Source organism: Corynebacterium capitovis DSM 44611, assembly GCF_030440535.1.
GTDB classification, from domain to species: Bacteria; Actinomycetota; Actinomycetes; order Mycobacteriales; family Mycobacteriaceae; genus Corynebacterium; species Corynebacterium capitovis.
Genome location: NZ_CP047117.1, coordinates 93,281 through 117,549 on the forward strand (window position 1 = coordinate 93,281; position 24,269 = coordinate 117,549).

General features: G+C 63.3%; 24 protein-coding genes, 1 tRNA gene and 1 other RNA gene. 15 read left to right on the forward strand and 11 right to left on the reverse strand.

From position 1 onward, the window contains the following. The first annotated feature begins 10 nt into the window (after positions 1–10). The 4 genes from gluQRS to CAPI_RS00475 all read left to right on the forward strand — a co-directional run bounded on the left by gluQRS (position 11) and on the right by CAPI_RS00475 (position 2,721). A complete protein-coding gene (gene gluQRS / locus CAPI_RS00460; RefSeq protein ID WP_026157096.1) occupies positions 11–904 on the forward strand; it encodes a tRNA glutamyl-Q(34) synthetase GluQRS in 894 nt (297 codons plus the stop codon). Positions 905–974: 70 nt separating this feature from the next. After that, the gene (locus tag CAPI_RS00465; protein WP_018017307.1) at positions 975–1,217 is read left to right on the forward strand and encodes a type II toxin-antitoxin system Phd/YefM family antitoxin; all 243 of its coding nucleotides are present in this window, start codon (positions 975–977) and stop codon (positions 1,215–1,217) included. Positions 1,218–1,219: 2 nt separating this feature from the next. Beyond that, positions 1,220–1,474: a Txe/YoeB family addiction module toxin gene (locus CAPI_RS00470; RefSeq protein ID WP_018017308.1), complete on the forward strand. Its 255-nt coding sequence runs from the start codon at positions 1,220–1,222 to the stop codon at positions 1,472–1,474. Between the two features lie 53 nt (positions 1,475–1,527). Continuing rightward, a complete protein-coding gene (locus tag CAPI_RS00475) occupies positions 1,528–2,721 on the forward strand; it encodes an MFS transporter (RefSeq protein WP_018017309.1) in 1,194 nt (397 codons plus the stop codon). A gap of 167 nt (positions 2,722–2,888) precedes the next feature. Here CAPI_RS00475 and CAPI_RS00480 read toward each other — a convergent pair whose 3' ends face one another. The 4 genes from CAPI_RS00480 to CAPI_RS00495 form a co-directional block, all read right to left on the reverse strand. Then, a complete protein-coding gene (locus tag CAPI_RS00480) occupies positions 2,889–3,944 on the reverse strand; it encodes a ParA family protein (RefSeq protein WP_026157098.1) in 1,056 nt (351 codons plus the stop codon). Between the two features lie 20 nt (positions 3,945–3,964). Beyond that, complete coding sequence (locus CAPI_RS00485; protein WP_018017311.1) at positions 3,965–6,895, reverse strand: DEAD/DEAH box helicase; 2,931 nt, start codon at positions 6,893–6,895, stop codon at positions 3,965–3,967. After that, the gene (gene mutT, locus CAPI_RS00490; protein ID WP_018017312.1) at positions 6,892–7,287 is read right to left on the reverse strand and encodes an 8-oxo-dGTP diphosphatase MutT; all 396 of its coding nucleotides are present in this window, start codon (positions 7,285–7,287) and stop codon (positions 6,892–6,894) included. Before mutT ends, CAPI_RS00485 begins: the two co-directional genes overlap by 4 nt. Positions 7,288–7,502: 215 nt before the next feature. Continuing rightward, complete coding sequence (locus CAPI_RS00495; RefSeq protein WP_018017313.1) at positions 7,503–7,898, reverse strand: DoxX family protein; 396 nt, start codon at positions 7,896–7,898, stop codon at positions 7,503–7,505. A gap of 180 nt (positions 7,899–8,078) precedes the next feature. Between CAPI_RS00495 and CAPI_RS00500 the strand changes: the two genes are divergently transcribed. Further along, positions 8,079–8,285, forward strand: coding sequence for a hypothetical protein (locus tag CAPI_RS00500; protein WP_018017314.1), 207 nt, complete (start codon positions 8,079–8,081; stop codon positions 8,283–8,285). On the opposite strand, the gene CAPI_RS00505 is transcribed toward CAPI_RS00500, so the two are convergent. Beyond that, the gene (locus CAPI_RS00505; protein WP_018017315.1) at positions 8,282–8,593 is read right to left on the reverse strand and encodes a hypothetical protein; all 312 of its coding nucleotides are present in this window, start codon (positions 8,591–8,593) and stop codon (positions 8,282–8,284) included. The two genes, CAPI_RS00500 and CAPI_RS00505, sit on opposite strands and share 4 nt — an antisense overlap. A gap of 378 nt (positions 8,594–8,971) precedes the next feature. Here CAPI_RS00505 and CAPI_RS00510 point away from each other — a divergent pair, with 378 nt between their 5' ends. After that, positions 8,972–9,262 carry an SdpI family protein gene (locus tag CAPI_RS00510; protein WP_245531624.1) on the forward strand — a complete coding sequence of 97 codons (291 nt, stop codon included), beginning with the start codon at positions 8,972–8,974 and terminating at the stop codon, positions 9,260–9,262. A 494-nt stretch (positions 9,263–9,756) separates the two neighbouring features. Here CAPI_RS00510 and CAPI_RS00515 read toward each other — a convergent pair. Beyond that, a tRNA-Ser gene (locus CAPI_RS00515) sits at positions 9,757–9,845 on the reverse strand. A 112-nt stretch (positions 9,846–9,957) separates the two neighbouring features. On the opposite strand from CAPI_RS00515, the gene ffs reads away from it, so the two are divergent. The 8 genes from ffs (at position 9,958) to recR (ending at position 16,880) form a co-directional block, all read left to right on the forward strand. After that, positions 9,958–10,056, forward strand: an RNA gene (gene ffs, locus CAPI_RS00520) — signal recognition particle sRNA small type. A 64-nt stretch (positions 10,057–10,120) separates the two neighbouring features. After that, complete coding sequence (locus CAPI_RS00525) at positions 10,121–11,392, forward strand: aspartate aminotransferase type Ic (protein WP_018017316.1); 1,272 nt, start codon at positions 10,121–10,123, stop codon at positions 11,390–11,392. After that, a complete protein-coding gene (locus CAPI_RS00530; protein ID WP_018017317.1) occupies positions 11,389–11,934 on the forward strand; it encodes a suppressor of fused domain protein in 546 nt (181 codons plus the stop codon). The genes CAPI_RS00525 and CAPI_RS00530 overlap by 4 nt, the downstream gene beginning before the upstream one ends. Before the next feature lie 124 nt (positions 11,935–12,058). Then, on the forward strand, positions 12,059–14,017 hold the full coding sequence (locus tag CAPI_RS00535; protein WP_018017318.1) for a DNA polymerase III subunit gamma and tau: 1,959 nt from the start codon (positions 12,059–12,061) through the stop codon (positions 14,015–14,017). A gap of 294 nt (positions 14,018–14,311) precedes the next feature. Next, entirely contained in the window at positions 14,312–14,926 is a 615-nt protein-coding gene (locus CAPI_RS00540; protein ID WP_018017319.1) for a fasciclin domain-containing protein, read from the forward strand. Positions 14,927–15,081: 155 nt separating this feature from the next. Continuing rightward, a complete protein-coding gene (gene idi, locus CAPI_RS00545) occupies positions 15,082–15,645 on the forward strand; it encodes an isopentenyl-diphosphate Delta-isomerase (protein ID WP_026157099.1) in 564 nt (187 codons plus the stop codon). 231 nt (positions 15,646–15,876) lie between these two features. Beyond that, complete coding sequence (locus CAPI_RS00550) at positions 15,877–16,242, forward strand: YbaB/EbfC family nucleoid-associated protein (protein ID WP_026157100.1); 366 nt, start codon at positions 15,877–15,879, stop codon at positions 16,240–16,242. Between the two features lie 11 nt (positions 16,243–16,253). Then, positions 16,254–16,880 carry a recombination mediator RecR gene (gene recR / locus CAPI_RS00555; RefSeq protein ID WP_018017322.1) on the forward strand — a complete coding sequence of 209 codons (627 nt, stop codon included), beginning with the start codon at positions 16,254–16,256 and terminating at the stop codon, positions 16,878–16,880. Here recR and CAPI_RS00560 read toward each other — a convergent pair. The 5 genes from CAPI_RS00560 to CAPI_RS00580 all read right to left on the reverse strand — a co-directional run bounded on the left by CAPI_RS00560 (position 16,877) and on the right by CAPI_RS00580 (position 22,879). Continuing rightward, complete coding sequence (locus CAPI_RS00560; RefSeq protein ID WP_018017323.1) at positions 16,877–17,599, reverse strand: type 1 glutamine amidotransferase; 723 nt, start codon at positions 17,597–17,599, stop codon at positions 16,877–16,879. The two genes, recR and CAPI_RS00560, sit on opposite strands and share 4 nt — an antisense overlap. Next, entirely contained in the window at positions 17,592–18,863 is a 1,272-nt protein-coding gene (locus tag CAPI_RS00565; RefSeq protein WP_040356668.1) for a Mur ligase family protein, read from the reverse strand. Before CAPI_RS00565 ends, CAPI_RS00560 begins: the two co-directional genes overlap by 8 nt. 51 nt (positions 18,864–18,914) lie before the next feature. Further along, positions 18,915–19,925: a hypothetical protein gene (locus tag CAPI_RS00570; RefSeq protein ID WP_018017325.1), complete on the reverse strand. Its 1,011-nt coding sequence runs from the start codon at positions 19,923–19,925 to the stop codon at positions 18,915–18,917. Between the two features lie 35 nt (positions 19,926–19,960). Beyond that, a complete protein-coding gene (gene leuA / locus CAPI_RS00575) occupies positions 19,961–21,817 on the reverse strand; it encodes a 2-isopropylmalate synthase (protein WP_018017326.1) in 1,857 nt (618 codons plus the stop codon). A 210-nt stretch (positions 21,818–22,027) separates the two neighbouring features. Then, complete coding sequence (locus tag CAPI_RS00580) at positions 22,028–22,879, reverse strand: DMT family transporter (protein WP_018017327.1); 852 nt, start codon at positions 22,877–22,879, stop codon at positions 22,028–22,030. Positions 22,880–22,976: 97 nt separating this feature from the next. Between CAPI_RS00580 and CAPI_RS00585 the strand changes: the two genes are divergently transcribed. Then, positions 22,977–24,242, forward strand: a complete 1,266-nt coding sequence (locus tag CAPI_RS00585; RefSeq protein WP_018017328.1) for an aspartate kinase — start codon at positions 22,977–22,979, stop codon at positions 24,240–24,242. Positions 24,243–24,269 lie beyond the last annotated feature (27 nt).

Consider the following 24,269-nt stretch of genomic DNA (forward strand, 5'->3'; position numbering starts at 1 on the left):
TTCTATGGGTATGACCGCTGGACGTTATGCGCCCTCCCCAAGCGGGGACCTGCACTTTGGTAACTTGCGCACGGCGTTGCTCGCGTGGCTCTTCGCGCGCCAGTCGGGCCGTGAGTTCGTGCTGCGGGTCGAGGACATCGATTCCGAGCGCTCTTCCCCCGAGTCCGCGGCGCGCCAGATCGAGGACCTGTCCGCGCTGGGCTTGGACTTCGACCCGCCGGTTGTCTACCAGTCGCAGCGCGGAGACCTCTACCAGGCCGCGCTCGATCGCCTGCCGGTCTACGAGTGCTACTGCACCCGCCGTGACATCCGCGAAGCCGCCGCCGCACCCCACGCCCAGCCGGGCATGTACCCCGGCACCTGCCGAAATCTCACGGAGGAGCAGCGAGCTTCTCGACGCTCCCAGCTCGCCGCCGAGGGCCGCCTCCCGTCCATCCGGTTGCGAGCCACCGCCGATGCATACGTTGTGCAGGACTACTACCACGGCGAGGTAGTGGGCGCCGTCGACAACGTGGTGCTCAAGCGCGGCGGGAACGTGAATCAGGCGCAGGCGGGGGACTGGGCCTACAACCTCGCCGTGGTCGTCGACGACGGCGAGCAGGGGGTCGACCAGGTCGTGCGCGGCGACGACCTGCTGAGCTCAGCGCCGACACAGGGGTACCTCGCCCGGCTGCTGGGATACGCGGAGCCGCAGTACGTGCACGTCCCACTGGTGGTGAACGCCGCGGGTGTTCGTCTGGCCAAGCGCGACGGTGCGGTGACGCTGCGTGACATGGGGCTGGAGGCGGCGTGGCCTGAGCTCGTGCGGTCGGTGGGGTGCGCGGGGGCGGCCTCGACAAGCGAGCTGCTCGAGACTTTTGACCCGGCTGGGTTGCCGCCGGAGGCGTGGGTGTGGGAGGGGTGAGGTCGGCTAGAATCCCGACGCAGCGGTAGTGGTACCGTATTGTGGTACATAGGGGGGTTCTGGCCTGTCCATGAGTGCAAGCGAGGCGCGGCGCTCGCTCTACCTGTTAATCGCGCGGGTGAATCAAGACCGCGAGGTCGTTGAAATCGAATCGCGTAACGGGAACGCAGTCTTAATGGCAGCCGAGGAATATGCGTCTTTGCAGGAAACAGCGCATCTTCTGAGCTCTCCGGCCAACGCCCACCGCCTGATGGCGTCCTACGAGCGCGCCACGGCAGGTATTCGCGAAAGCCACGAGCTTGACCTCGACTGAGTATGCGCCTGTCGTGGGATAAGTCAGCGTGGGATGACTACCTCCATTGGCAGTCGGCGGATCGCAAGACCCTGCGCCGCATAAACTCCCTGATACAGGCGACGCTGCGCGATCCTTTGAGCGGGATGGGCAAACCTGAACCGCTCAAACACGCCTTAGCCGGCGCGTGGTCTCGACGCATCACGGCTGAACATCGCCTGGTTTATGTGGCTGTTGATGATGAGATCGTCATTCTCCAGGCCCGGTATCACTACTAGGCCGGGGACAGTGAGCTCGCTTGCCGGCGCCGCCGGAGTAACCTCATCACCAAATGACTGAAACCCAGCAAGCGCCGAAGCTGCCCCAGATAATGTGGGTGCTCGCTGCGGCGGCATTCATTATCGCATTGGGGTACGGCTTTATCGCGCCGATCCTGCCGCAGTTCACCGCGAGTTTCGGGGTGCCGCTGGCCGCGGCGGGCGCGGTGGTCTCCGTGTTTGCGGCCGCGCGGTTGACCGGCGCGCCGGGTGCGGGGATTCTTGTGGACAAGCTCGGTTCCCGCACCGTGTACCTCACCGGGCTGTCCGTGGTGGCCGCTGCGACGTTCTTCGTGGCGTTTGCCCAAGCCTATTGGCAGGTTTTCGTTCTGCGGTTCATCGCGGGGTTCGGGTCGACGATGTTCACGCTCTCGGCGCAGGCGTTGATCATCCGGGTGACGCATCCGAGCATTCGCGGCCATGCAAGCGCGGTTTACGCTTCGGCGTTTCTACTGGGCAATATCTTCGGCCCGATCGTCGGCGCGGCACTGTTATTCCTCGGGTTCCGCGTTCCTTTCGCGGTTTACGGTGCAGGTGTGGGGTGTGCCGCGCTCATTGTTGGCATTGTTACCTCGGTTCATCGGGGGAGGCCGCATCAAAGCGTCAAGCCCCACCCGCCCATGCTCTTATCGACGGCATGGCACACGCCCACCTATAAAGCCCTGCTGACCTCCGCATTCGCCAACGGCTGGGCAAACTTAGGCGCGCGGGTCGCAGTGTTGCCGTTGTTCGCTGCGGCCGTTTTCGCCAACAGCGGAGCCGCGGCCGGTTTGGCGCTCACGGCGTTCGCACTGGGCACGGCGATCACGCTGCAGTTTTCGGGAAGGCTCGCCGACCGGGTGGGGCGCAAGCCCATGATCATCGCTGGCCTTGCCGCCACAACCATTTTCACGGGCTCGCTCGGCTTAGCGACGTCCTTCTGGCCGCTCATCATCCTCTCCGCCTTCGCCGGGGTGGGCGGCGGACTGATGAACCCAGCGTCGCAGGCCAGCCTGGCGGACATCATCGGCAACGACCGCTCAGGCGGCAAGGTGCTGTCCACCTTCCAGATGACCCAGGACGCCGGGCAGATCTTCGCCCCGATCGTGGTGGGAATGCTGGCGGAGCACTTTGGTTTCGCCGCCGCGTTCGCCTCCTGCGGTGCGATCTCGCTGGTGGCGTTAGCATTCTGGGTGGCGTTTGGGAAGGAGACGGCGGGGCGTCGATAAGCGGGGTGCTATTGCTTGATGCGGGGATCGAGGAACGGCTCTGTCGCAGCGGTGAAGAGCACCGGTTATAGGGCCGATGGCGAGGTTAAAACAAGGAAGAACTCAACGCCGGCCAGCCAGGCGCGTTAGCCGGGCAGCAGACTCCGAAGTCTGTCTCCGCGAACCCCTTAGACCAACAACCGCGCACCCACCGCCTCCGCGACCACCCGAATCCTCTCTGCGTACCCATTTCGCTGGGCAATTTGGTTACCCCGGACGCCGTCAGCGGTGGTGAGTTCGGCGATGGGGGCGTGGACGTCTTGCGCAGTGGCGGGCATCGAGTGCATGTGGGGGACGTGGCCGAGAAGGAAATCCTCCTCTGGCTGCCCCAGGCTCGAGGCGATGCGTTTGGCTTCGTCGGCAAACTTGCCCCGGAAGCGCTCGAAAGCGCCGACGAGTTGTTCCTGGCCGTTGGACTTCTTCTTGATGTATTCCTGCGTGGTGTAGCCAAGGTAATGGAGCACGCGACCGCCGTGACCAGGAAGTCGCAGGTTAGCGGACTTTTTCTCGAAGCTGCTAGAGAACGACTTCCACGTCTCGATGTTCGCATCGGACATCTTCCGGTACTCCCTCACCCAGGTGTCGAACCACCGCGCAAGGTTACCGAAGGCGTGGTAGCTGAAAAGGTCGGTGGCTGTGGGGGTGACGAAGGCGTCGCAACCAAGCAGGACCGTGCGGTTGAAGGGGCCGAGGCTGGGTCCGACGTCGAACATCACCATGTCGTAGCGGTCGGCGCGCTCCATCGCAGAGACGAGCTGGCCAGCCCAGTGCACGCGTCGGAAAGATGCAGTCTCCCGACCAAGCGCGGTCTGCCACGCCGCCGACATGACGTCCTCAATCTGGGAGAGGTTCGGGTGGCCCGCGAGCACGTCCACACCGAAGCGCTCGGAGCGGTAGACGGGCACGTCAGAATCGATCTCGGGTTCACCCTCCCGTAGCGGGATGAAAAGGTTATAGACGGTTTTAGTCAGAGAGTCTCGCAACGAGGCGTCTGCGTCATCGTTCGACGCGTAGATCTCCTGCGTCAGATCGTCGTTAAGCATGAGCTGCGTGGCGTTGCACTGCGGGTCGCAATCTACGTAGAGCACCCGCTTGCCGGTGCTCGCGAAGTTATACGCCACGTTTGCCGAAAGCGTGGTCTTGCCCACCCCGCCTTTGTTGTTGAAGAAGCTCAGCGTGCGAATTGGCATAGTGGTATCTCCGGTTAGCTACGAGACGTTGGGGCGGCGTCCGTCGTGGGGGTGGTGATGCGGTCAAACAACTCTTGTGAGATGGGCGCCTCGAGGATGAGGTTGGCCGAGACAATATCCACCTGTCCGAGGTCCCCGCTCACCTTAGTAGTTTGTTTCGCGTCGCTAGCATGCACTTTACCCAGAAAATGGAAATTCGTCCCGTCGGAATCTTCGCGTTTGACGAAGAGGAAAAGGTCCGCTTCCCCGGAGACTATCGGCCGGATTTCACCGCTAGTCAGCTTCCTCTTGCTGCGGCTGAACCAATGCATCGTCGAGGTGTCGATCAGTTTGTCCTCATAGCGCAGGTTCGCGGGAAGGTCGGAGTCCTTGTGGTACGTGACAAAGATAGGGCAGGTCATCGTCTTCTTGTCTGTCATATACCCGTAGATCGTCGACTCGTTGTTCTTATCCCAGTTCAACAACCTGCACACATCCTTGCGGGTGTACATACAGCCCGGAATTAGCTGGTCTCCTGCCTGGTAACGGGCGCGGTTCAGATGCAGGCCCGTTTCGATGAGGTCGTCGAGATGCGCTCGGAAGCTTATCGACGGCTCCGGGTGCCCCTGCGAGTATGAAAGGTAGAGCTGGTGAAGATGCGGATTGATTGTAAACGCCTTCCCGTCATACGAAGCGATCCCTTCATTTCCGAATGGTTTCCTTCCGGTCTCTGGGAACCAAGACAGATCAAAGATCCGCGCAATCGTGTCGCAAACGAACTCGTTCGCGCTGACCCCGTGCTTGCCGAACAGCGCGTCGCATTCGGACCGTGTCACTGTCCTCCGAGCCAGCAACTCCCGCAAGAGGAGCAATTCCTGCGGACGCTTACCGTTGAGGAACTCTTGCGTGACCAGGTTTAAGAACTCCGCTTCAGATGCTGAAGGAGCCTCATCAACAATTTTCAAGGCGTGCAGTAATGACCAGTAGTTGCGTGCCTTCCCGTCAGTCGCAGCGAGCACGACCGGGTCGAGCGAATTGTGGGTTTCAAAATCCAGCAACCGCGGGATCGTTCCCAAGCGGAATTGCAGTTGTGCGATCGCGTCCCGCTTCTCACGGCGACCATCCAGGCGAGCCTTCCCCAAGGCTTCGATCACCCGCTGCGTCGAAATGCGGTCAAAGCTGATTGTCGATCCCCCAGCGACAGCATTGTGGCGGGTTGCTGCGAGGCGATCCCGTACCGAGTCTTTGCTGCCGGATCGGTCTCCCGTCAAAGCAATGGGGATGAGGTAGTTGTTGGCGTAATTTCCAATGAAGTCGATCACCCGCAACGACGTTTTCTTTTTGGCTTTGCGTAACCCGCGACCAAGCTGCTGGGTGAAAACAATTGCGGATTCCGTGCTTCGTAGCAAGACAACAACGTTGACTGCGGGAATATCAATACCCTCGTTGAAGATATCGACGGTGAGCAGGTAATCGAGCTTCCCATCCTCCAGCTGACGTACCGCGGCTTCTCGCTTTTCGACGGACGTCGAACCCGAAAGCGCCAGTGTACGAAGCCTTCTGCCGTGAACGCGGTGAAGATTGAGTTGCTCTGCAAGCGCCGTGGCCTCCGTGTTACTCGTGCAGAAGATCAAACCTTTGGTACCGCGGGCGAAGGAATAATCCCCCAAAGTATTAACAATGTGATGGACTCGTTCCGGTGCAACGAGATCGCTCAAGCCCGAAAAGCCTCCTAGGGATCCGCCACCCGGTGAGGTGCAGTCAGCGACGCCATAATAATCGAACGGAACAAGCATCCGTTCTTCCATGGCGCGTTCTAAGCGAATCTCGTAGGCAACGTTGTAGTCGAACAGTTCAAAGACGTTGAAACCATCAGTTCGTTCTGGCGTGGCGGTAAGACCCAGCAGGAAACCCGGCCGGAAGTGGTCGATGATGGCGCGATATGATTCCGAGCCGGCGCGGTGAGCTTCATCGACGATGACGAGGTCGAAAAGGCGCGGCGAAAGAACCGTGAGGTAATCCTTCTTACTCAGCAATTGGACCGTGGCAAACACAAAGCGACGGTCCGTTTGACGCCTACTACCGGCGAAAATACCAATCTCGGAGCTTTCACAACGGAACACCCGTTGGAACTCTTCCGCTGCTTTCCGGAGGATCTGCTCCCGGTGAGCAACAAAAAGCATTTTCCCGGGGTTTAACTTCTGCGCAGCAAATGCTGAAAGAATCGTTTTACCGGTACCCGTTGCGGAAATGACGATCGCGCGCTTATGACCAGAATCAATGACTGACTGAAGGTTTTCCAATGCCTCGGTTTGCATGGCATTCGGCAGGATCTTCTCTCCCGCGGGCGAAACCTCAATGAGGGAGTCATCCTCGCGGGTGAGGATGACTCGCTGCTGGCGAGACTTCTCATACTCATCGACCCACTCGTGCGTGAGCCGAACAGAGTGGGAGATCTGTCGATGAATGGCTCGGTTGAGCTGGTCAGCGATGTCCCCGTCGCGGTGCGTGGAGAATTGCAGGTTCCATTCTTCATTCGAAATGAGGGCGTGGCGTGTGAGATTGGAACTGCCGATGATCGCCGTGACGTGGTCGCCGTGGTCGAATACGTACCCTTTTGCGTGGTGGGCATGGTCCTCAATCACCCGTACCCGAATGTTGCGAAGCGCGATGAGGTCTCTAAGCGCATCGGGGGTGTTGAAGTCGAGGTAGGTGGAGGTCACGATCGTGCCCGTACCCCGGAAATTAACCAGTTGCTGGCGCAACATCCCCAATCCGTCTTCACTGACAAACGCGACCGAAAAGAGAAACCTATCCGCCGTTTCTAGCTCTGTTCGCAGCGCTGCGAGCATGCTGGAGTCGTCATTGTGGATGAGACGGGGGTTTTCAAGACCTGCGGGGGCGTGGTTCTTGTCGAGGTGCCCGTAGATAAGGTCATGTTGCAGCGACGCCGAGCTTCGTTTCATTGGTTCTGGGTAAGAGCGCTAATCGTAGGGAGGTCCGCGGGTGCCCAGTCGTACTCATGCAACTGCGCGAGCGGGATCCAGCGTGCCTCAGAATGCTCGGTAAGCGTCGGTTCGCCGGACGCTATCTCGCAGAAGTACGTGGAAAGTCTCACGACACCGAAGTCGTACTCGTGGTCAACGGTGACGATGTGATCGGCCACGTGGGCGTCGATAAGAAGCTCCTCCTTGAGTTCTCTGACGAGAGCTTCTTTCGGGGTCTCACCGTCTTCGATCTTGCCGCCGGGGAATTCCCATTTGCCGTCCATGGTTTTGCCTGGTCCGCGCCGGGTGGCGAAGACGAGACCGTCTTTGTGGAAGACAGCCCCGACGACGTTGATCGGTTCTTTAGTCACGCCGAATAGATTACTTAGAGGTGGGGTTGGTGTGCGGGTGTAGGCCTTCCAGCGTCACCTCGGTGCACAGTTGCTGTCATGGCCAGACCTTAAACTAAAGAGGAACTGATTGCCGTGTCCCACCAAGCAATGTGAAAAGCTCATCGAAATTCTAGAGTCGGTTCCACCCGCAGATCGCGCAGCTGATTTCCCGCTGGGGGAAACCTCAGGAGCGTCTACTGCTTCGGAATCCCCGCCGCCCACAGTGCTGCAGCGATAAGCGCTGGCTGGCCGAACAAGCGGGCCAGGCGCTTGCCGTCGGTGTCGAGACCAAATCCGTCCTTGCGCTCCGCGTACTGGGCAATGTTGCCCGGGAAAATCGCTGCGTAGAACGCCGCAAGCGTGGTGCCCGTCAACTTGCGCTGCTTCGGTAGGGCGAGGAGGGAGGCGCCGAGGGCGATCTCGGCAATTCCGGAGCCGAGAACGACGAGATCCTTGTTCGCGGGGAACCAGTTCGGCACCTGCGCCTGGAACTCCTTGCGATTGAATGTCAGATGGCTGGTACCGGCGAAGCTCATAAAAGCTCCCAGTACCAGGCGGGCGACGTTTTGGGATGTTGGGGTCGGTGACATGGCAGTCCTTCGCATAGGTGGTTGTTGGATTCCGCCGAAAGTACTCGTCTCTCGGTTGGGGCGGGGGCGCGTCGAGAAGCGAAGGCGATGGGTATAGACGAAAGTGCCAAAGAGGAGGAACTCGGGGCGCGCGCGTCGTCGCTTTCATATGGCCGGGAGGGAAAGGGGAGGAGGTTTACCGTGGATCGAAAGTCGTCCGGTATCTATGCGACGGTGGCGCTTATCGACATCGTCGTCTATGTCTTCGTTGGCCTGTTGGGTGATGGTGGGCCCGACAGCTTCCGGGGATGGGTTACTTTCATCCTCATCGGATTGGCGACGGCTGTCATCGCGTCCGCGATCGTGGGGACGGTTCTGGTGAAGGTACGGTCTGGAGGAAAGTCCTAGAACCGCCCGCGACGCCACGTCCAGATGGAAAGCACGAGGCCGATGATGCTGGTGATGATCCAGAAGAGGGTGTTCCAGGGGAAGATGTCCTCGGGGAGCTCGGATTCGTACATGGTCCAGCCGAATTGCACGCCGAGCGGGGCGATGGGGGCTTGGCTGGCGAGTGCCATGGCCAGCGCGAGCGCGGTGATGGGAAAGACGACCCAGAACCAGGGGAAGGTGGTGGCGTCGGTGCACGGGCGGCGGGGGATGACCGCGGCGGCGACGAGGATGACGATGAGCGCGGTGTAGGCGATGAGAGAGGTCATGGTGTCAGTATGCCGTTTTGTTAGGCGAGGCGATCTGCAAAGTGCCGATTAGGAATCCTGCAAACGACGGCCTAGAAAGTCTGCAAAATACGGTTTAGGCAGTGCAGCGCGGTCGCCACGTCCGGCAAGATCCGGGTTGGGTGCAAGATGCGGTGCGGTTACAAACGAACCATTTTCACAAGCTGCATGGAAAGTATTCGCTGGCCGGCCAACTCAGTCTTCCCACGGGGGAGAGATCGGGTGTGTCCTTCCGTTCCCTTGTTGCCTCCTGCAGTGGCGAAGGGCGGATCCGCTCGTTTCATACTTTCTCGTAGGACTCGAAATTTCGGTTCTCGGAAAGAAAAGATCATCCACACCGACCATCGAAAGGCGATTCCATTGGGTATCTCCCTCATTGTTTCATCGGTCGCTCTAGCCTTCTTAGGGTGTATTTCCCTGGCGCTTTGGCGATCCACGATTAATGGCACTAACCAGCGCAACGGAAGCTTCGGTATTCGAACCGCCTCCACCATGAAGAACGATGCCGCTTGGAATGCCGGGCACCAAGCAGCAGCTCCGAGTTTGCGTGCTTTTGGATATGTCGACATCGGTCTAGCTCTGTCGCTCATGGCAATAGGTTTTGTGTTTTTTGACCTCAGCCCCGCCTCTGCTCTAACGCTTCTTGTCTAACGCTTCTTGCGAGCGCTTATGCAGTTTCAATAGGAGGCTTCATCTACTGCGCGGTGAAGGCAAATGACGCGGCAAAGAAATGAACGCATTTCGCTTGAGGCCGCGTGCACTCCGCGGCTGCGCTCTAAAGCACGCTAATGGACAAGCCGGAAGTATCACTTGGCCGACGCATCTTTTGCTGCCACGGCTTTGTCCGTGAAGCTGGGCTTCGAAGGCTACAGCAGATTGACGCCGAACCGGCGTTTGCAGCTGTCGTCACTGGCATGGGGATGAGCTACACGTCGGCGGAAGGAATTCGCACCTTTCCCTTGCTGGCGCTGGGGCCTTAGCGGGCCAGTGACAAGTGTGGCCCGGACATCTCATCTTTTGTCACTCAGCCCAGGTCGGGAAAAGGCCCTGTCATCATTTGTCACTCAACCCTGACACAACCCCGACCCGGCCCCAAACAACGCCGAAAAAACTAAACCCCGCCGAAGCGGGGCTTTAAAAAAGTTTGGCGGAGGATGTGGGATTTGAACCCACGAGGGTATTGCTACCCGCACGCGTTCCAGGCGTGTGACATAGGCCGCTAGTCGAATCCTCCAAATAGCGACGCCGAAGCATCGGGAAGATATGTTAATCTACAACGCACCCCCGGCCAAAACGGCAGCTCCCCGGCCTTTTTGTGCCTCTCCCAACTACCAGCTAGAATCATGGCCAGGATCTCACGCGGTGTTTAACTTGTGAACTCCCCCAGGGCGGGAACGCAGCAAGGGTCAGCGAGCTCTGGCAGGTGCGTGGGGTCCCCTTTTCATGTCCGGGGCGAAAGGTAGCATAGGGCCAGTCAGATGACCCCTCGAGAGACGGAGTGAATCGCCCATGTCCCTGCTTGACCTTGACGCCGCTGAGCTGGAGCAGCTCGCCGCCGATGTACGCGCCCGCTACGACGAGCTCAAGGCGAAAAACCTCAGCCTCGACCTGACCCGGGGGAAGCCGTCGAGTGAGCAGCTGGATCTTTCCGACGCGTTGCTTGGCCTGCCGGGGGCGGGAGAGGACGTCGACAAGTTTGGTGCCGATGTCCGCAATTACGGCAACCTTGGAGGCATCGCGGACATCCGCGAGCTGTGGGCTGAGGTGCTGGGCATCGACCCGGCGACGCTCCTGGCGGGGGACTCGTCGTCGCTGAACATCATGTTCGACCTCATCTCCTGGTCGTACGCGTTCGGCAACAACGACTCGGAACGTCCGTGGAAGGACGAAGAGACCGTGAAGTGGATCTGCCCGGTGCCGGGGTACGACCGCCACTTTGCCATCACGGAGCATTTCGGCTTCGAGATGGTCACCGTGCCGATGCTCGACGACGGCCCCGACGTCGACGCCATCGAACAGCTCGTGAAGGACCCTTCAGTGAAGGGAATGTGGTCTGTCCCCATCTTCGGAAACCCCACCGGTATCTCCTATTCCCGCAGGGTCATCGACCGCCTCGCCGCGATGGAGACCGCCGCCCCCGACTTCCGCATCGTATGGGATAACGCCTACGCCGTGCACACGCTTAGCGACGAGTTCCCCGACAACCCGAACGTCATCGCCATCGGGGAGCAGGCGGGCCACGCCAATCGTTTCTGGTACTTAAGCTCCACCTCGAAGATCACCTTCGCCGGCGCCGGGGTGTCCTTCCTCGCCTCCTCGAAGGAGAACCTGAACTGGTACTCACACATCGCTGGTGTGCGGGGCATCGGGCCGAACAAGGTCAACCAACTGGCCCACGCGAAGTTCTTTGGCGACGCCGAGGGTGTGCGCACCCTGATGCGTAAGCACGCCGGCATTCTCGCGCCGAAGTTCGCTGCGATCCAGGAAATCCTGGAGGACCGGTTGGGCGCGTATGGCGTCGCCACCTGGACTAAGCCGGAGGGCGGTTACTTCATCTCTCTCGACGTCATCGACGGCACCGCTGAGCGCGTCTGGGAGCTGGCCAAGCAAGCCGGCATCACCTTGACCAAGGCGGGAGCGTCGTTCCCGCGCGGCGAGGATCCCCGCGGCCGCAACCTCCGCCTCGCGCCCTCGCTGCCCCCGCTCGAGGAGGTGACCGAGGCGATGGACGGCGTTGCGACCTGTGTGTTGCTGGCTGCCGTCGAAAAGCTTGGTGCATGACGGGCGACGACGTTGTCACCTGGCTGGCCTCGGTTTTCCCGGGTGCGCACCTTTCAGTAGACAGCAGCCGGCCCACGGTGGTGTCCGCGCTGGACGGAATGCCCGTGGTTGTGACGGCTGGGTTCTCGTCCGTGGACACGGGCCTAGTCGTTGAGGACGACCGCGCCACCGAGGTGCGCTGTGAGATCGTCTGCCGCGCGAACGTGCCGGTGCAGGTTCTGGGAGCGGCCGTGGTTGAAGCCGCCCACATGGTCGAGACCCTGCGAGTGCCGGCCCAGCCGGGAGTGCTGCTGGACGGCTTGCTGGAACGTGTCGCGCTGCCGGATGGCGCTACCGTGCGCCACGGTCTCCTGCGCGAGCCGGAGCTTTTCGAGCGTGGCACCCCGCTGTACACCGAGCCCGGCCGGTTGACGCTGCTGCTCGAACTGGTCGCGCTCACCGACGACGAGTTCGCGATTGCCTCCGACCGCGGTTGCCCGGCGCTGGCCACGCGCCTGCGGCGCCGAGGCGTGCGGGTCGCGGACTGGGGGAGGGACGCATAACACCTTCCCCCTCAAGTTGGAAGCGGCAACCGGCCCGAATTCGGGCCGCATCGGCGCAGAGTGACCCGTCCGGGTTGAGGGGCAGCGTGTTCCCTACCGCGCTGGAACGCCTAAGCTCTACCCCGTGGCTTTGTACAGGAAGTATCGCCCCGCGACGTTCGGTGAGGTCATCGGCCAGGATCAGGTGACCCGCCCGCTGTCGACCGCCCTGGATAACGGCCGAATCAACCATGCCTACCTCTTCTCCGGGCCGCGCGGCTGCGGCAAGACGTCCTCGGCGCGCATTCTGGCACGCTCGTTGAACTGCGTGGAGGGGCCGACGTCGACACCCTGTGGGGTGTGCGACTCCTGCGTCTCGTTGGCGCCGGGCGGGGCCGGCAACCTCGACGTGATGGAGCTGGACGCGGCCTCCAACGGCAGCGTCGACGACATGCGTGAGTTGCGCGAGCGTGCCCTGTTCGCGCCGGCGGAGTCGCGCTACCGCGTCTTTATCATCGACGAGGCCCACATGATCTCCCGCGAGGGCAACAACGCCCTGCTCAAGATCGTGGAGGAGCCGCCGGAGCACCTCATCTTCGTTTTCGCCACCACCGAGCCGGAGAAGATGCTGGGCACGATCCGCTCGCGCACCCACAACTACCCGTTCCGCCTGCTCACTCCGCAGGCAATGCGCCAGCTGCTGGAAAACGTGGTGCGCGAGGAAGGTGTGGCGGTCGAGGATGCCGTGTATCCGCTGGTCATTCAGGCCGGCGGCGGTTCGCCCCGCGACACGCTCTCCATCCTGGATCAGCTCCTCGCCGGTTCCGGCCCGGACGGGCTGACGTACGACCTGGCTATCCCGCTGCTCGGGGTGACTGAGCTTTCGCTTATCGACGCCACAGTCGACGCCCTGGCCACCCGCGACGCAAGCGCAATGTTCGCGACAATCGACGACGTCATTGAGGCCGGCCACGAGCCGCGCCGCTTCGCTTCCGACTTGCTCGATCGCCTGCGCGACCTGATGATCATCCGCACCGTGCCCGACGCCTTTGGCCAGGGCCTAGTCAACGCGCCGACGGAGCGGGAGGCGGTGCTGCGCGGGCAGGCGGAGCGCTTCTCCGGAAACGAGCTGGCCAGCCTGGCCTCGGAGGTTAACGAGCGAATGGTGTCTCTGCGCGGCGCCACAAGCCCGCGCCTGTTGCTCGAGGTGATGATGGCGCACCTCATCACCACGCCCGAGGTATCCGCGCCCTCGCAGCTGCCGGGTCCGGACCTGCCGACCCAGCCCGCGCAGCCGGCGCCGGTGACCAAGCAAGCTTCGGGAGCGGCCGCGGCTGCGGCAGCGGCAGCCGCCGCCGGCGCGAAGCGCGCCCCGCGCACCACGTCTACCCCGGGGCCGCAGAAGCCGCCCCCGCCGCAGAAAACGGAGAAGCCGGACAAACCCGAGCCCGCTGTTGCTGCCGTTGCTGACGAGGGCGACCTCTTTGACAAGGTCCGCGCCGATTTCACGCGCATGCGCCAGGCCGTGGGCGCGCGCAACAAGGTCGCCGAGATCATGCTCACCGAGGCCAAACCCCTCGGCATGGAGGACGACACCCTCGTTGTCGGCCACAACACCGGCGCGCTCGCCGAGCGTATCAACGCAGAGTCCAACAACACCGACATTGCCGCTGTGTTCTCCGAGCACCTGGGCACGCCGATTAAGGTGCGCTGCGTCGTGGGCACCGACCCCAGCAAGGCGGGGTTTACACCGTCGGACGCCCCAGCCGCGCAGGTGTGGAACCCGAACGCGAAAAAGGCCCCGCGCGAGCCGGAGCCTGAGGAGCCTGCGCCGGCGGGCGTCGATAAGCAAGATTGGCGCGCCGCGGCCGAGGTAGCGATGCGGGCCCAGCGCGAGCGCTCCGAGGTTCCGCTGCCGCCGGAGCCGGACGACGAGGAACCGCCCTACGAGGAACCCGCGCCGCGGCCTGCCTACAGCCGTGAGGATGAGGAGCGCGACATGGCGGAGCAGGCGCGCAAGGAGGAGGGGACGCGGGATCGTCGCGACGCAACGGCGGTAGCGATGGATCTTCTCGCCACCGAGCTCGGAGCGCGCCCGCTGTAGGGCGGGTAGATCTGCCGCCCGGACAGTTTTTCTGAGCTTGAAGGCCGCTTATGCCCGAGTTAAGCGTCGGACAGTGGCTTATGACGGCGCCCGTGGGCACCTTGAGACCGCGGGTCACGGTCGGTAGTCATGCGACTTACTGGAAGTTAACTAGCGGTAAAATATTCCTAAACAGTAAATTGAGTATCAGTTTACTGGCAGTTTGATATAACGCCGATCTTTTTGTTGACAAGGCCATAAGCGCCATTAAGATTACTAGTGAACATTGACCTCCTAATAGGAAAAGGCTTAAAAATGAAGCGCATTCTCGCAGTATCCGGGGTTATCAGCCTCGCCCTCCTCACCGCGGCGTGTGCCGAGGGTGACACCACTACCGAGGCAACCTCGTCGTCCATGGCATCGTCTGAAGCCAACACCTCAATGGCCAACACGTCAATGGAAGAGACGACCGCGGAGGCCACGTCCGCTGAGGCCGCTGCAAACGGCGACATCGTTGACACCGCAGTAGGTGCAGGATCGTTCAACACCTTAGTGTCCGCCGTCCAAGCGGCGGGCCTGGAAGATACCTTGAGGGGCGAGGGTCCGTTCACGGTTTTCGCGCCGACCGATGAAGCGTTCGACGCATTGCCGGAGGGCACCCTCGATGAGCTTCTTGCCGATCCGGAGGGTGACCTCGCGGTAATCTTGAAGTACCACGTCGTCTCCGGCGAGGTTCCCGCAGCCGACATTGCGAAGATGGACGGACAGACCATCGAAACAGTTCAGGGTGGCACTCTCACCGTGGAAGTTGACGGTGACAAGGTTGCACTGGTCGACGCCGCTGGAAACCGCGTCAACGTCGTCACCACGGACGTCGAGGCGGATAACGGTGTCATCCACGTCATCGACGGTGTCCTAAGCCCGATGTAGAAGCCAAACGGGTGGGAAAGTAGATCCGCCTGGTTAGGCAAAAAGGGGGCTCTCGCATGTTTGGCGACAGCCCCCTTTCTCAAGCTCGGCCATACCGCGGCCCGACGGTGTTACAAACCCCGAGCGCCTGCGGGGCAAAAGAATGGAACGTGAACATGGTTAACGACGTTGAGATGGTAGTTCTAGCAGACAGAAATGGAAGACCTGCTGGCTCAGCGCCGAAAGCGTCGATTCACACGTCCAACACGCCGCTTCATTTCGCTTTCTCCTGTTTTCTTCTCGACGAGCGCGGGAAACTGCTCGTGACTCGCCGCGCCCTGAGCAAGAAGACGTGGCCGGGCGTGTGGACCAACAGCTTTTGTGGCCATCCTGCGCCGGGAGAAACCACTTTTGAGGCGGTCGAACGCCGAAACTGCCAAGAGCTGGGATGCGAGCCAGGGTCACTTCACGGGATATCGGCCATCCTCCCGGATTTTAGCTACCGGGCCGTTGATTCAAGCGGAATCGTTGAGAATGAAATCTGCCCCGTCTTCGTGGCCCACTTGAAATTAGGCGCGGTGCTGGACCCTCACCCACACGAAGTTGTCTCTCATGTGTGGATTGATCCGGAAGCCCTGATCGCGGCGGTGAACGCCACGCCGTTCGCGTTCAGCCCCTGGCTCGTGGAAGAACTTGCGGATACACGTCTGCAGGAAGCTATCCTCCAGAAACGCGCGTGACGCTCCCCATTCTTACCGGCTCACGCGGCAAAAGGCGTTGAGCGGGCGTCGCTCACCACGGCGCTCTCAAAATCCGCATAAGACTAGCGAGACAACGGACCGGGTTAGTCACGGCCCATTGTCGTTGCGGTTTCCCAGTGGTTTCACGATGGCGCCATAGGTGGGCGAGAAGTAGACTTACTGACATACCAATTAACTGTGACCCGACTTCGTAAGAAGGTGCATCCTGCCGTGACCCAACCAAACCAGCCGAGCATGCCGAACGACATGCAGGAACTCATCCGCCAGGCCGCCGAAGTCCAGGCGCAGCTGCAGAAGGCTCAGGAAGAGCTGCTCAACACCACCGTGGAGGGAACCTCCGGCGGCGGTCTCGTCTCCGTCACCATGACCGGTGGTGCTGAGATCCGCGACCTGATCATCAAGCCGGAGGCCGTGGACCCGGAGGACGTCGAAACGCTGCAGGACCTCATCCTCGCCGCCTACCGCGACGCCCACGACAAGGCGGGCCAGCTCGCGCAGGAGAAGATCGGGCCCCTGGCCAACCCGGGTGCGCAGCAGCCGGCCCCCGGCGAGATCCCCTTCGGCGGCGTCATCTAAGATTCGCCTCCGTGTTTGAAGGACCGCTGCAAGATCTTATCGACGAGCTCTCGCGCCTGCCCGGTGTAGGCCCGAAGAGTGCGCAGCGCATCGCGTTTTATGTGATGAGGGCGGATCCGGATGACGTCGAGAGGCTAAGTGCGGCCCTCCTCGCGGTGCGGGACGGGGTGCAGTTCTGCCGGATTTGCAACAACGTCTCGCGCGACGCGGTGTGCCGCATCTGTGGGGACTCGGGACGCGACGCCTCGCTCGTGTGCGTCGTGGAGGACGCCAAGGACATTCAGGTCATCGAGCGCACGGGGGAGTACCGGGGGCGCTACCACGTGCTCGGCGGCGCGCTCGATCCGCTCGCCAACGTGGGCCCGAAGAATTTGGCCATTTCCTCACTGCTGCAGCGCATTGGCGGGGTGCTTGACGACGCCGACGGTCGGGACGCCCCCCGCATCACCGAGGTCATCCTCGCCACGGACCCGAACACCGAGGGGGAGGCGACGGCGTCCTATCTGGCTCGGCTGTTGAAGGACTTCCCGGACCTGACGGTATCAAGGTTGGCATCGGGGATGCCGCTTGGCGGGGACCTCGAGTTCGTGGATGAACTGACGTTGTCCCGCGCGCTGAGCGGGCGGCTGACGCTCTAGCCGGCGAGCCGCTCCATCCGCAGCCTGTCGATGACCGGCAGTTCCAGCGGCTCCAGCTCGCTGAGCCTCATGCCCAGGGCCCGCGCGAGGAGAAGGTCCGCGAGCTGGGGGTTGCGGGCCAGCGCGGGGCCGTGCATGTACGTCGCCACGACGCTGCCCTGCACAACTCCTTCGACAGCGCTACCAGCGACGTTACCCACGCCGCGGGTGATCTTGGCCAGCGGGGAGGCGTCTGGGCCGAGCAGAGTTCCGCCCATGTGGTTTTCAAACCCGGTCAAGGGTTCGGTCAGCTCCGCGGTCACTCCCGCATGGGAAGGCGTGGAGGCCACTTCGCCGATGGCGCGGGCGGACATGGGGGTGGTGGTGGCGTCGATAAGCCCGATGCCCTCGACGGTCTCACCGTGGGCGGTGAAGGTGTGGCCGAGTACCTGCATGCCGGCGCACACGGCGAAGACGGGTCGGCCATCGGCGACGGCGGCCTGGAGGCCAGGGGAAGCGGCGAGACGGGCTGCGGCGATGACCTGAGCGGAATCCTCCCCGCCACCGAGGGTGTAGACGTCGCAGTCGGCGGGGACGTCGTCGTTGAGGGTGATCCGCTCGATCTCCGCAGCGACACCGCGCATCCGGGCGCGCTGGCGCAGGACGAGCGCGTTGCCGTCGTCGCCGTAGGTGCCCAGCACGTCGGGCAGGATCAGGCCAATGCGGATGCCCTTAGGCACGGTAGTCAGCCTCCTTGGTCAGGGCCTTCTTGAGGTCTCGGAAAGCGGTGTAGTTGGCCAGGACCTCGATGCGCCCGGGGGGACAGCCGCGGATCGCGGCCACGGGATCGTGGACAAGGTCATGTTCGATCGAGGCGTACAACAGGCGCACCGCGAGGTCGGTGCCCCGCTCGCCGGACGCCTTCACGGCCAGGCCCTCAAAATCCTCGAAGGTGACGTCCCATAGCCAGGAGAGGTCCTCGCCGTCGGCAACCTGGCCGTTGACGGCGATGACGAGGCCGTCCGCCTCGCGGTCGACCATGGACAGCGCCTCCTGCCAGCCCGCCGGGTTCTTAGCCAGCAGCAGGTGCACCTCGCGCTCGCCGAGGTGGACGGTGGAGTAGCGGCCGGCGACGTTGTCCACGTCCTCCGCAGCCCGCACCGCGTCCGCGAGCGGAATGCCAAAGGCCTCGACGGCCGCAGCGATCGCCTGGGCGGCGTTGCCCCGGTTCGCGCGACCCGGCAGTTTCAGCGTGAGCGGGACGTCGCCCGTGGGCGTGCGCAGGGTGTCACCGTCCACGGAGTAAGAGGGTGTGGGGCGGCGGAATTCTCGGCCGTCGTCAAGTGGCTGCGTGCCGTACCAATCCTCCCCGTCGCGCACGACGTGGCCTCCGGAGCGCGGGTTGGTCACCGAGTCTCCCACCCAGCCGGCGCCGGCGGAGACCCACACGACGTTCGGGTGGTCGAAGGCGACCGAGGTGACTAGCACGTCGTCGCAGTTAGCCACGACCACCATGTCCGGGTGCGCCGTCACCGCGGCGCGCAGGGCGCGTTCAATCTTGTTGATTTCCCCCACGCGGTCCAGCTGGTCTCGCGACAGGTTGAGCAGGACCAGCGCCTTCGGATCGAGGCGCTCGGCCACCTTCGGCACATGCAGCTCATCGGTCTCCAGCACGATGTGGGAGGCGTCTTTGCCCTCCATGAGCGCGGAAATGATCCCCGCGTCCATGTTGTCACCGCCGCTATTCGTCGCCACGCTTGTCGACGTCCGCAGCGCCCCCGCCAGCATCCGCGTCGTCGTCGACTTCCCGTTCGTGCCCGTCACCAGCACCGCAGGCCGGCCGTTGGCCAGCGAGGCCATGATGCCCGGGTCGATAGCACCCGCCACGAGCCCGCCAATCATCCCGCCCGCGCCGCGCCCGGTGGCCCTTGAGGTGGTCGTGGCGAGCCGCGCCGCCGCTACCGCAGCGCGCGAACGCAACCGGGAAAGTGGACCTCTTGTCATGCGCTCTACCCTACGCGGAGAAGGCGGCAGACTATTCGTGGGCTCGGCTCCTTAACTATCAGCCACATCCAGCCGAGCCACGGCGCGCTCAAACTCCGCGACGGAAAGCACGGGGATCCGCTTGCGGTCCGCGTGCATGGCTTTGCCGAGCAGCTCAACGCCCACGGCCTTGGCGTCCGAGACCACCAGGGAGGTCTGGCGCGAGAGTTTTTCGACATAACTCAGCCCGTGGTCAAGGGCCGCGGAGATGATGTCGTCCGGGTCTGTTGCCACATCGTCCGCGACGGCGATCTCCATACCCTTCTTCAGACCGCCAGAGGCGGTGTACGGGCCGGGGTTGTCCGCGGCCGGGGCGTCGTTTTCGGCGTCGACGCGCACTACCGAGCGCTGCAGGCCAAAGCGATCAGCGGCGAGGTTTTCCGGCTGCACCTGCGCCAGCGCCCCGCGCTCCCGCAGCGCGAAGAAGAGCTCCTTGATCAGCTGCGTCTGCTCGCGCGAGGTGTCTTCCTCAGGCAGCCGCGCGCGCTCGACCGAGGCGGTCGGGTCCTCGGCGTCGACTCCGATGAGGCGGGCCACTGCGGCCGGGCGAGTGTCGAGCGGGATGTCGCCTTGACGACGCGCACTCGCGAGCGTGTCCACGATCGCCTCTGGGCGGGGCACGTGACCCACGCGCTGGCGGCGCCTCCGATTGCGGTTGCGGTTTGCGCGCGCCGCCGCGGTCATCGCGCGACGCGCCTCCGCGACGATGAAACCCCAGGCAGTGGGGGCGTCGTGGAGCACGAGGACGCGGCCGTCGAGAAGCTTGTCCAGCGCTCGCAGATGGCGCGCGAACCGCGGGGCCTGCGAGAACTCGCCCTGTTCGTGCCCGTGCATGTGGCGTGGGCCCGGGTCACGGCCGGGGTTGAAGACAAGATGGGTGTCGTCCCCGACCCGGCCCTCCTCGTCGAACGCCACGGCGTCGAGGGTGAGCAGTCGGTCCGATGCCGGGTGAATTCCCGTTGCCTGCACGGTCACCGCCACGAAGGGGAATGTGGCGGCCTCGGCGGCGGTCGGATCACTCATGTCGCACAGTGTAGTGGCGTGGCAACGGCGCGCGCCTACACGCCACCTGTCTGCCCGCGGGTCAAGCCGCGGTTGGTGGCCGAAACGATCGCTTTCAGAGACGCGCGGGTGGTGGAGCCGGCCACGCCCACGCCCCACGCGGTGGCGCCGTTGATGTCCGCGTTGATGTAGCAGGCAGCGTCGGCGTCGTCACCCGCGGAGCGGGAGCGCTGCGAGTAGTCCTGGACCTCGAACTCGATGCCGAGGCTTTCTAGGGCGTGGGCGAAGGCGGCGATCGGGCCGTTGCCGGTTCCCTGAATGTCTCTCTCCTCGCCGTCGTAGACCACGCGGGCGGTCACGGAGGAGTCCTTGTCCTCTTCAGCGTCCTCCTCAGCGGCACCGGTGACTTCGTAGCTGACCAGCTCCAGCGGGGAGTCGAGGTCCAGGTAGGTGCCCGCGAAGATGTCCCACATGTTCTTGGAGTTGACCTCGCCGCCCTCCTCATCCGTAATGGATTGGACGATTGCGGAGAACTCGGGCTGCATGGCCTTGGGCATGTTGATGCCGTGGTCGGTCTTCATGATGTAGGCGACCCCGCCCTTGCCGGACTGGGAGTTGACGCGGATCACGGCCTCGTAGGTGCGGCCCACATCCTTCGGGTCGATCGGCAGGTAGGGCACCTCCCATACCGTGTCGCGCAGCTCCTCCCAGGCGACGTCGGTGGAGGTGGCACCCGGGCGGATCTTCTGCGCCAGGGCGTCGAGGCCCTTGTTGATCGCGTCCTGGTGGGAGCCGGAAAACGCGGTGAAGACGAGCTCGCCGCCGTAGGGATGGCGCTCCGGAACGCGCAGCTGGTTGCAGTATTCCACGACCTCGCGGATGCGGTTTATGTCGGAGAAGTCGATCTGCGGGTCCACGCCCTGAGTGAGCATGTTCAACCCGAGGGTGACCAGGTCGACGTTGCCGGTGCGCTCGCCGTTGCCGAAGAGACAGCCCTCGATGCGGTCGGCGCCGGCGAGGTAACCCAGCTCGGCGGCGGCAACACCCTCGCCGCGGTCGTTATGGGGGTGGAGCGACAGGATGATGCTGTCCCGCCGCGCGAAGTTTCGGTGCATCCACTCGATGGAGTCGGCGTAGACGTTGGGGCTGATCATCTCCACCGTGGAGGGCAGGTTGATGATCATGGGGTTCTCCGGCGTTGCCTCCATGATGTCCACGACGGCGTCGCACACCTCAAGGGCGAAGTCCAACTCGGTGCCGGTGTAGGACTCCGGGGAGTACTCCCAGCGCCAGTTGGTGTCCGGGTAGTCCCGCGCGATGGTCTTGATCAGCTCGGCGGCGTCCGTGGCCAACTTCTTGATCTCCGCGCGGCCCTTGCGGAAGACCACCTCACGCTGCAGCTTGGAGGTGGAGTTGTAGAAGTGGACGATGACGTTCTTCGCACCCGCGCACGCTTCGAAGGTGCGGCGGATCAGGTGCTCACGGGCCTGGACGAGGACCTGGATGGTGACATCCTCAGGGATCATGTGCTGCTCGATGATCTCGCGGACGAAGTCGAAATCCGTCTGCGAAGCGGAGGGGAAACCAACCTCGATTTCCTTGTACCCCATCTGGACCAGCAACGTGAACATGCGGCGCTTGCGCTCTGGGCTCATCGGGTCGACGAGGGCTTGGTTGCCGTCGCGCAGATCCACGGCGCACCACTGGGGAGCCACCGTGATCTTCTTGTCCGGCCACGTCCGGTCGGGCAGCACGATGTCTTCTACCTCTTCGGCGAAGCTGAGGTAGCGCGAAACCGGCATCTGGGAGCCGCGCTGCTTATTCCAGGACGGCTGGCCCTCGTTGCGGGGCCCGGAGGGGGTGCTGATCTCGTTCGGAGCTGCAAAGCCGGTGTGCACGGAGTTGGGGGTCATGGCGTCGTCATCCTTCTCGCTGTAGTGGGGGGGGCTCACGGCCGGCAACACTAACTCCGCGACGGGGTGCCGGCCGTGCTAGTGGTTGGCCTGATTCCCGCCGCGGCGTAGAAGGAGTAGCTGACCCGGCAGAACCCGGGCAGCTGGTGCTGCCGATGACATGGGACACAGTGTAGCGGTGCCCTTGTCCTGCGCAACACTTCCCCCCATTCAGGCCGATGGACGGCGCGACAGCATGCCCGTCGCACCCACCATGCCGATAATCGCCGCGCCGATGACCAGCCAGCCCAGCGCGCTGGAGACGGCCAGGCGCTCACCCAAGACGGTGAAGCCGAGGAGCAGGGCGACGAGGGGTTCGACGATCTTCATCGCGGGCAACGAGCGGGAGAGCATGCCCGCGCCGAAAGCGAACTGCTGCACCAGTGTGCCCAGTGCGGAGGAGGCGAGCAGCGCCCAAAATTGCCAGGTGTGCAGCACTTGGTGCACCCCGCCGCTAGCGAAGGCATCCACCGTGACCTTAGAGAAGACGGCGAGGTAACCGAAGATCCCGCCGCAGACGATGCCGTAGAGGAGGGCTTGGGCGGCCGGGGGGCGTCGAGAAGCGAATGCGAAAACGAGGGCGCCGACGAGGATGCCACCCCCGACGAGGGAGACCCACTCCCAGCTGGACGCGGACCGCTCGCCAGGAATCGGGCGGCCCAACACGACAAGGATGCCGACGCACGCGGTGAGAAGAAGCGCCCAGAACGTCTCGTCGGCCTCCATTCTCCGGCGCTCCACGCGCGCGGAGAGGACGAGCGTGAGCATCAGCGAGAGCACGAGAACCGGTTGGACAACTAGAAGCGACCCGAATGCGAGGGCGACTGCCTGCATGCCGTAGGCGGCAAAGGCGAGCGCCAGCGACATCCACCAGGAGGGCCGGCCCAGCGACTCGAGGGGGGAGGGGTTTGCTTCCGTCTGCGCCAGCCCCGTCCGCAGGATGCGGTGGCGCCACACTGTGCCCACCGCGATCAGCAGCGCCGACGTCAGCGCGAAGGTGACTGCCAGGAAGTTGTTGTGCACGACAGACAACCATAAGGCAGGACGCGCCTTGTAGTATCAGGGCGGTAACGGTAGTGGACTAGCGCAGCGACGACGACTCGGAAGGTGGCGTGGCAGGATGGCATTGATCGTCCAGAAGTACGGAGGCTCCTCCCTCGAAAGCGCCGAGCGTATCCGTGCCGTTGCGCAGCGCATCGTGGCCACCCGCGACGCCGGCAACGACGTCGTGGTCGTGTGCTCCGCGATGGGTGACACCACCGACGAGCTGCTCGACCTCGCGGCTCAGGTCAACCCCACCCCGCCCGCGCGGGAAATGGACATGTTGCTGACCGCCGGGGAACGCATTTCCAACTCGCTTGTGGCCATGGCGGTCGCCTCCCACGGCGCGGAGGTGCAGTCCTTCACCGGCTCCCAGGCCGGAGTGATCACGACGGAGCGCCACGGCAACGCGCGGATTATTGAGGTCACCCCGGGGCGAGTGCAGGAGGCCGTCGACCAGGGCAAAGTTGCCATCGTGGCCGGGTTCCAGGGTGTTAACCGCGACACCCGCGACGTGACCACTTTGGGCCGTGGCGGGTCCGATACCACTGCGGTCGCGCTGGCCGCGGCGATGGGGGCCGACGTGTGCGAGATCTACTCGGACGTCGACGGCGTGTACACCGCCGATCCACGGATCGTCCCCAGCGCGCAGAAGCTGGACCAGCTCTGCTTCGAGGAGATGCTTGAGTTGGCAGCCTCGGGGTCGAAGATCCTCGTCCTGCGCAGCGTGGAATACGCCCGCGCATTCAACGTCGCCCTGCGCGTTCGCTCGTCATACAGTAACGACCCCGGCACGCTCGTCGCCGGAGCATTGGAGGATATTCCCGTGGAAGAAGCCGTCCTGTCCGGAGTTGCCACCGACGACTCCGAAGCCAAGATCACCCTGCTGGGCATCCCCGACACGCCGGGCGAGGCGGCGAAGATCTTCCGCGCGCTCGCGGACGCGGAAATCAACATCGACATGGTCCTGCAGAACATCTCTTCGAGCGAGGACCACAAAACGGACATCACCTTTACGCTGCCCACGGCGGACCGCGCCCGCGTTATCGACCTGCTGGAAGAGCTGCGCCAGGCCGAGGGGTGGGACGATCTGACCTACAACGACGGGATTGGCAAGGTGTCCCTCGTCGGGGCGGGCATGAAATCCCACCCGGGGGTGACGGCCGACTTCACCGAAGCGCTGCGTGACGCCGGCATCAACATCGAGATGATCACCACCTCTGAAATCCGCATCACCGCCGTGGTCCGTCAGCAGGACCTGGCCACCGCCGCACGCGCCATCCACGAGAGGTTCGACCTCGGCGGTGACGAGCCTGCCGTCGTGTACGCGGGCACGGGCCGCTAATCGACGCCCCTCACCACCCACCCCAGA